Genomic DNA, 7,170 nt, shown 5'->3' with positions numbered 1-7,170 from the left:
GGGTGGGATCGGGCGAAGCCTAGCGCTACGCGCGTAGCATGTCAGGGGGAATCACGTAACGAGCGGGTTGCCGAAACGCGTCGGTCCGCCCGTAGAGTGCCGGCATGAGCGATGTCGTGGTGCTGGAGGACCTGTCGGCGGAGGACATCCGCGAGGCCGGGCGGCTGGTCGACGCCGCCCTCGCGGTGGACGGCAGGTCACCGCTGTCGGAACAGAGCAGGCTGCTGCTGCGGGGCGGCCGGCGGGAGGGCGTGCGGCACGTGCTGCTGCGACGCGACGGTGTCCTGGTCGGGTACGCGCTGCTGGACGGCACCGACCCCATCGAGGCCGCCTCGGCCGAACTGGTCGTCCACCCCGACCACCGGGGCCGGCGGTACGGGCGGGTGCTGGGCGAGGCGCTGCTGGCCGAGTCGGGGCACCGGCTGCGGGTGTGGGCGCACGGCGGGCACCCCGCCGCCCGTCATCTCGCGCAGGCGCTCGGCATGGTCCTCTTCCGCGAGTTGCGGCAGCTCCGTCGCCCGCTCGGGGGCCTCCGGCCGGGGGAACCCCGGCTGCCCGAGGGTGTGCGGCTGCGGACCTTCGAGCCGGGGCGGGACGAGGAACCGTGGCTGGCGCTGAACGCCGCCGCCTTCGCCCACCACCCGGAACAGGGCGCGCTCACCCGTCGCGACCTCGACGCCCGAATGGACGAACCGTGGTTCGATCCCGCCGGCTTCTTCCTCGCGGTCCGCGACCGGGAGACGACGGCGGGGGAGGGGTCGACCGGGGGCGCCGCCGATCCCGAGGAACTGTTGGGCTTCCACTGGACGAAGGTTCACCCCGCCGAGGCCCTGGGCGAGGTGTACGTGCTGGGTGTCTCGCCGTCGGCCCAGCACCTCGGGTTGGGGCGGGCGCTGACCGCCGTGGGCCTGGAGTACCTGGCCCGGCGACGGGGCCTGGCGCACGCGATGCTCTACGTGGACGCCGACAACACCCCCGCCCTGCGGCTCTACGAGGGGCTCGGGTTCCGCACCTTCGAGGTCGACCTGATGTACCGCACCGAGAGCTGACGCAGCCGGGGCGCACGCTCCGGCGCGCACGCCCGTGGGGTGGGGGAAACCCGCACGTCACACGAAGGACGGGTTGCGTTTCCCGGGACGGCGGGAGAATGGGGTCATGAGCCCGGAAGCGCAGCCCCAGCCCAGCGACCCAGTCGACCAGGAGCCGGTCGGGGCCATCGAGGCCTCCCGTCCGGCGGACCGGGAGGCCGGTTCCGACGCCGGTGTTCCGCCGGGGGGCGCCGGGCGGTCCGGCGCCCCCCGGCGGACGGCCGCGCGCACCGGTCGGCGGGCGGCGCCGGGAAGGGCGTCCGCGTCGCTCGCCAATCCGGCGCGTCGGACCTCCGCCGCCCGGGCGCGCGGCGCCGCGCGCCCGGACACGGTCTCCGCCGAGGTGCCCGCCGACCCGGCCGGGGCGAGCGACGCGTCGGGAGCCGCCGATCCGACCGGGACGGCGAAGGCGGCCGAGCCCGCGAAGTCCGCGAAGCCAGCGAAGCCCGCGAAGACCGCGAAATCCGCGAAGACGACCACGTCAACGAAGCCCGCGAAGTCCGCCAAATCCGCGAAGACGGCCGAGTCCGCGAAGACCGCGAAGACCGCGAAGTCCGTGAAGTCCGCGAAGTCCGCCGGGACCACCGAGCCCGACGGGGAGGCGGCGGGGAAGCCCGCGCGGGACACCGGCACGCCCGACGCCGCCCCCGCCGACCGGGTGGACGGCGCGGTGCGCCCGACCCGCCGGGCCACGGGGTCCGGCACCACCCGCCCCGCCGCCGTCTCCTCGCGCACGGTCAACAGTGCCGGCGCCACCCGCGCGGCCCGGTCGGTGAAGGCCCCCACCGGGGCCGCGGCCCCGCCCATCAAACCGTCCTCCCGGGCCGCCGCCGTGGCCGTCCGCCGCCCCGGGGCCAACGGCGCGACGCCGGTGAACGGCGGTGCCCACGGCGAGGTCGCCGCGCCGCGCCGCACCCCCCGCCCCGCGGGCGCCGCACGGGCCGGGGACCGTCCGGGCGAGCGCGAGGAACTGCCCGACGACCGCTTCCTGGACCGCGAGCGCAGCTGGCTGGGCTTCAACGAGCGCGTGCTGGAGCTGGCCGAGGACCCCACCACGCCGCTCCTGGAGCGCGCCCGCTTCCTGGGCATCTTCGCCGGCAACCTCGACGAGTTCTTCATGGTCCGGGTCGCCGGACTCAAGCGCCGCATCGCCACCGGTGTCGCGACCCGGGCCGCCTCCGGCCACCAGCCCCGCGAGGTGCTGGAGATCATCTGGAACCGCACCCGCGAGCTGATGACCCGCCACGCCGCCTGCTACCACGAGCGGGTGGCGCCGGAGCTGGCCGAGCAGGGCATCCACCTGCTGCGCTGGCCCGAGCTGACCGAGCAGGAGCAGACCCGCCTGTTCTCCCTCTTCCGGCGGAAGATCTTCCCCGTGCTCACCCCGCTGGCGGTGGACCCGGCACACCCCTTCCCCTACATCTCCGGCCTCTCGCTCAACCTCGCGGTCGTCGTCCGCAACCCCTCCACCGGCCACAAGCACTTCGCCCGGGTGAAGGTGCCGCCGCTGCTGACCCGGTTCCAGGAGGTGTCCCCGCAGCGGTACGTGCCGGTCGAGGACGTCATCGCCGCGCACCTGGAGGAGCTGTTCCCCGGCATGGAGGTGCTGGCCCACCACCACTTCCGGGTCACCCGCAACGAGGACCTGGAGGTCGAGGAGGACGACGCGGAGAACCTGCTCCAGGCCCTGGAGAAGGAACTGTTGCGCCGCCGCTTCGGGCCCCCGGTGCGCCTGGAGGTCGAGGAGGGCATCGACCCCGAGGTGCTGGACCTGCTGCTCCGGGAGCTGAAGATCTCCGGGAACGAGGTCTACGAGGTGCCCGGGCCGCTGGACCTCACCGGCCTGTCCGCCATCGCCGACCTCGACCGTCCGGAGCTGAAGTACCCCAAGTTCATCGCCGGGACCCACCGCGACCTGGCGGAGGTCGAGTCCGCCTCCCCACCCGACATCTTCGCCGCGCTGCGCGAGCGGGACGTGCTGCTGCACCACCCCTACGACTCGTTCTCCACCTCGGTGCAGGCGTTCGTCGAGCAGGCCGCCGCCGACCCCGACGTGCTGGCCATCAAGCAGACCCTCTACCGCACCTCCGGCGACTCCCCCATCGTGGACGCGCTGATAGACGCCGCCGAGTCCGGCAAACAGGTGCTGGTGCTGGTGGAGATCAAGGCCCGGTTCGACGAACAGGCCAACATCAAGTGGGCGCGCAAGCTGGTCGAGGCCGGCTGCCACGTCGTCTACGGCCTGGTCGGCCTCAAGACGCACTGCAAGCTGTCGCTGGTGGTCCGCCAGGAGGGCGACAACCTGCGCCGTTACGCCCACATCGGCACCGGCAACTACCACCCCAAGACCGCCCGCTTCTACGAGGACCTGGGGCTGCTGACCGCCGACCCGGAGGTCGGCGCGGACCTGTCCGACCTGTTCAACCGCCTCTCCGGCTACTCCCGCCGGGAGACCTACCGCCGCCTGCTGGTGGCGCCGCGCTCCCTGCGCGACGGGCTGATCGAGCGCATCCGCCGCGAGATCGTCCACCACCGGGCGGGCCGCCCGGCGGGTGTCCGGATCAAGGTCAACTCCCTGGTGGACGAGCGGGTCATCGACGCCCTGTACCGCGCCTCGCGGGCGGGGGTTCCGGTGGACGTGTGGGTGCGGGGCATCTGCGCGCTGCGGCCCGGCGTTCCGGGACTCTCGGAGAACATACGGGTCCGCAGCGTCCTGGGCCGGTTCCTGGAGCACTCGCGGGTGTACGCCTTCGCCGCGGGTGGCGAGAGCGAGGTGTGGTTGGGCAGCGCGGACCTGATGCACCGCAACCTGGACCGGCGGATCGAGGTGCTGGTGCGGGTCGCCGACCCCGCCCACCGCTCCGCGCTCACCCGGCTGCTGGCCACCGGCACCGCCGACTCCACCGCCTCCTGGCACCTGGGCCCGGACGGCGAGTGGACCCGGCACGCCGTGGACGCCGATGGCGAGCCGCTGCGCAACATCCAGGAGACGCTGATCGAGGCGCGGAGGAAACGGCGTGTCGGGAACGCCTGAGGAGCCGGGGGCCGTCCCCGGCCGGGCCCGGAACGCCGGCCCGGACGCCGACCCCGTCCGCCCGGCGCCCCCCGACGAGGAACGGGACCCGCCGGGCACGGTGCCCGAGCCCGGCGCGCCGGCGATCCGGGCCGCCGGGTGCGTGCTGTGGCGGGGCGCCCGCCCCGACGGCCCCGTCGGGGTGGACCCCGACGCCGGACCCCCGCCGGTGTTCGCGCTGGTGCACCGCCCGAAGTACGACGACTGGTCGCACCCCAAGGGCAAGCTGCTGCCCGGTGAGGACGCCCGGGCGGGGGCGGTGCGCGAGGTGCGGGAGGAGACCGGCACGGTCTGCGCGCCGGGGGTGGAGCTGTCCACCCAGTACTACTCGGCGAAGGGGCGGCCGAAGGAGGTCCGCTACTGGCTCGCCGAGGCACTCGGCGGGGCCTTCGAACCCAACGACGAGATCGACGAGCTGCTGTGGCTGGAGCCGGGGGCCGCGCGCGAACGCCTCACCCATCCGCAGGACCGCGAGCTGCTGGACGAGGCCGTGGCCGCCCTGCGGGCCCTCGGCCGCCCGGCCGCCTGACAGCCCGGCCGCCCGATCGCCCGATCGTCCCGTCGGGCGCCCCCGGGCGGGGCCGGCGCCCGGCTCAGCGCGGGGCGACGGCCGACCAGTCGACGGTCACCTCGCCCTGCCGGTGCCGGGCGTGCCCGCCGCGCACCGGCCAGTCCGCCGCCACCGACCGCACCGTGCGCAACCACCGCTGCCGGGCGCCCAGCGCCCCGAAGGGCGCGGCGGCGGCCCAGGCGCGGTCCAGGTCGCGCAGCCAGGCGTGCACCGGCTCACCCGGCACGTTGCGGTGGATCAGGGCCTTCGGCAGCCGTTCCGCCAGGTCACCGGGGGTGCCCAGGTCGGCCAGCCGGGTGGCGAGGGTCAGGGTGCGCGGGCCCTCCGGGCCGAGCGCCACCCAGGCGTGGCGGCGGCCGATCTCGTCGCAGGTGCCCTCCACCAGCAGCCCGTCCGGGGCCAGCCGCCCGCACATCAGCCGCCAGGCGGCGGGCACCTCCTCCTCGGGGTACTGCCGCAGCACGTTGGCGGCGCGGATCAGCAGCGGTCGTTCGTCCGGGTCCCCCGCCTCCCCGATCGGCACCTCGAAGCCGCCGCGGCCGAAGGTCAGGCCCTCCCCGGCGAAGGGCAGCGCCGCCGCCACCCGCCCGGGGTCGATCTCCAGGCCCAGCAGGCGGACGTCCGGCCGCGCGGCGCGCAGGCGGCGCGCGAGCTCCACCGCCGTCCACGGGGCCGCACCGTAGCCGAGGTCCACGGCCAGCGGGGGCCGGGGCGAGCGGCGCAGGACGGCACCGTGTTCGGCGACGATCCAGCGGTCCATGCGGCGCAGCCGGTTGCGGTGGGTGGTGCCCCGGGTGACCGTCCCGCTGGGGCGGTCGCCCCCTCGGGGGCGGGTTCCGCCGCGGGCGCCCCCACCGCTCCCGTCGGCCGCCGCGCCGCCCGCCATGCCGTCCGCTCCTCCCGCCGCGCCCGCGCGCCTCTCCCCGGGCGGTGTCGCCCGCCCGTGTCCGGGCCACCGTAGGCGATCCGGCGCGCGGCCGGAGCCGGCGGGGCGCCCCACCGCTCGGGTGACGCCGCGCTCCGCCGTCCGGCACCGCCGCCGATCGAAACCGGTCACGTTTTGGCAAAGTGGGAAGACGGGTGGGAGTGCCCGTGTTCTCCGACCCGGAGCCCGTCGTCACCCCGGGAGGACACGTGCCCGACATCGTTCGGCTCAGGCGCCGCCGCGGCGGTCGGCACCCGCGCCGGGTCGCCGTGCTCAGCGTGCACACCTCGCCGCTGCACCAACCGGGCACCGGCGACGCCGGCGGCATGAACGTCTACATCGTCGAACTCGCCCGCCGGCTCGCCGCCCTCGGCACCGAGGTGGAGATCTTCACCCGCTCCACCGCCGGCGCCCTGGCCCCCCGGGTCGAACTGGCCCCGGGCGTCCTCGTCCGGCACATCGACGCCGGCCCCTACGAGGGCCTGGCCAAGGAGGACCTCCCCGCCCAGCTGTGCGCCTTCACCCACGGCGTCATGCGGGCCTGGGCCGGTCACCGCGCCGACCACTACGACCTGGTCCACTCCCACTACTGGCTCTCCGGCCACGTCGGCTGGCTGGCCGCCGAGCGCTGGGGCGTGCCGCTGGTGCACACCATGCACACCATGGCGAAGGTGAAGAACGCCGCGCTGGCGGAGGGCGACACCCCGGAACCGGCCGCCCGGGTCATCGGCGAGACCCAGGTGGTGGCCGCCGCGGACCGGCTGATCGCCAACACCGCCGAGGAGGCCGCGCAGCTCGTCCACCACTACGACGCCGACCCCGTGCACACCGCCGTCGTGCACCCCGGCGTGAACCTGGAGCGCTTCCGCCCCGCCGACGGCCGCGCCGCCGCCCGTGCCCGCCTCGGCCTGCCCGCCGACGCGCTGATCCCGCTCTTCGCCGGGCGCATCCAGCCGCTCAAGGCCCCCGACGTGCTGCTGCACGCCGTCCACCACCTCGTGGAACGGGACCCCGGCCTGCGGGCCCGACTGGTCGTGCCCGTCGTCGGCGGCCCCAGCGGCTCCGGCCTCGCCCGCCCCGAGCACCTGCACAAGCTCGCCGCCCGGCTCGGCATCGCCGAACTGGTCAGGTTCCGCCCACCGGTCGCCCAGGACGGGCTGGCCGACTGGTACCGGGCCGCCGACGTGCTGGTGATGCCCTCCCACAACGAGTCCTTCGGCCTGGTCGCCCTGGAGGCCCAGGCGTGCGGCACACCGGTGATCGCGGCGGCGGTCGGCGGCCTGCCCACGGCCGTCGCCGACGGCACCACCGGCTACCTGATCAACGGCCACAACCCCCGCGACTACGCCTCGGCCCTCGCCCGGTTCGCCGCCGACCCCGGACTCCCCGCCCGGCTGGGCGCCGCCGCCGTCCGACACGCCTCCCGCTTCGGCTGGGACACCGCCGCCGCGGCCACCGCCGAGGTGTACGCCGACGCCGTGGCCGAGCACCGGCTCGGCGACCGCTACCGCCC

The 7,170-nt window shown here is 75.8% G+C and carries 6 protein-coding genes; 4 read left to right on the top strand and 2 right to left on the bottom strand.

Annotated features, from left to right (window positions below; translation table 11 throughout):
- Positions 1-104 precede the first annotated feature (104 nt).
- The gene (mshD, locus tag FOE67_RS11405) at positions 105-1,049 is read left to right on the top strand and encodes a mycothiol synthase (protein WP_182663208.1); all 945 of its coding nucleotides are present in this window, start codon (positions 105-107) and stop codon (positions 1,047-1,049) included.
- 57 nt (positions 1,050-1,106) lie between these two features.
- On the opposite strand, the gene FOE67_RS11400 is transcribed toward mshD, so the two are convergent.
- Positions 1,107-1,673: a hypothetical protein gene (locus FOE67_RS11400; RefSeq protein WP_182663206.1), complete on the bottom strand. Its 567-nt coding sequence runs from the start codon at positions 1,671-1,673 to the stop codon at positions 1,107-1,109.
- 220 nt (positions 1,674-1,893) lie between these two features.
- On the opposite strand from FOE67_RS11400, the gene FOE67_RS11395 reads away from it, so the two are divergent.
- Together FOE67_RS11395 and FOE67_RS11390 are read left to right on the top strand one after the other, a co-directional pair.
- Positions 1,894-4,122 (top strand): RNA degradosome polyphosphate kinase, encoded by a 2,229-nt coding sequence (locus FOE67_RS11395; RefSeq protein ID WP_182663215.1) that lies wholly within the window; start codon positions 1,894-1,896, stop codon positions 4,120-4,122.
- A 100-nt stretch (positions 4,123-4,222) separates the two neighbouring features.
- Complete coding sequence (locus FOE67_RS11390) at positions 4,223-4,690, top strand: NUDIX hydrolase (RefSeq protein WP_182663213.1); 468 nt, start codon at positions 4,223-4,225, stop codon at positions 4,688-4,690.
- A 64-nt stretch (positions 4,691-4,754) separates the two neighbouring features.
- On the opposite strand, the gene FOE67_RS11385 is transcribed toward FOE67_RS11390, so the two are convergent.
- Positions 4,755-5,618, bottom strand: a complete 864-nt coding sequence (locus FOE67_RS11385; protein ID WP_438874207.1) for a class I SAM-dependent methyltransferase — start codon at positions 5,616-5,618, stop codon at positions 4,755-4,757.
- Between the two features lie 248 nt (positions 5,619-5,866).
- Here FOE67_RS11385 and mshA point away from each other — a divergent pair.
- Positions 5,867-7,170, top strand: a 1,304-nt coding sequence (mshA, locus tag FOE67_RS11380) for a D-inositol-3-phosphate glycosyltransferase (protein WP_323384731.1), incomplete at its 3' end; no start/stop codon positions are given.

It is taken from the genome of Streptomyces calidiresistens (assembly GCF_014141525.1).
Taxonomy (GTDB): Bacteria; Actinomycetota; Actinomycetes; order Streptomycetales; family Streptomycetaceae; genus Streptomyces; species Streptomyces calidiresistens.
This window is presented reverse-complemented; position numbering and strand designations above follow the sequence as displayed.

Bases quoted from the DNA above. Each gene is read 5' to 3' on its own strand.
- mshD (WP_182663208.1), top strand. From the start codon at position 105: ATGAGCGATGTCGTGGTGCTGGAGGACCTGTCGGCGGAGGACATCCGC.
- FOE67_RS11385 (WP_438874207.1), bottom strand. From the start codon at position 5,618: ATGGCGGGCGGCGCGGCGGCCGACGGGAGCGGTGGGGGCGCCCGCGGC.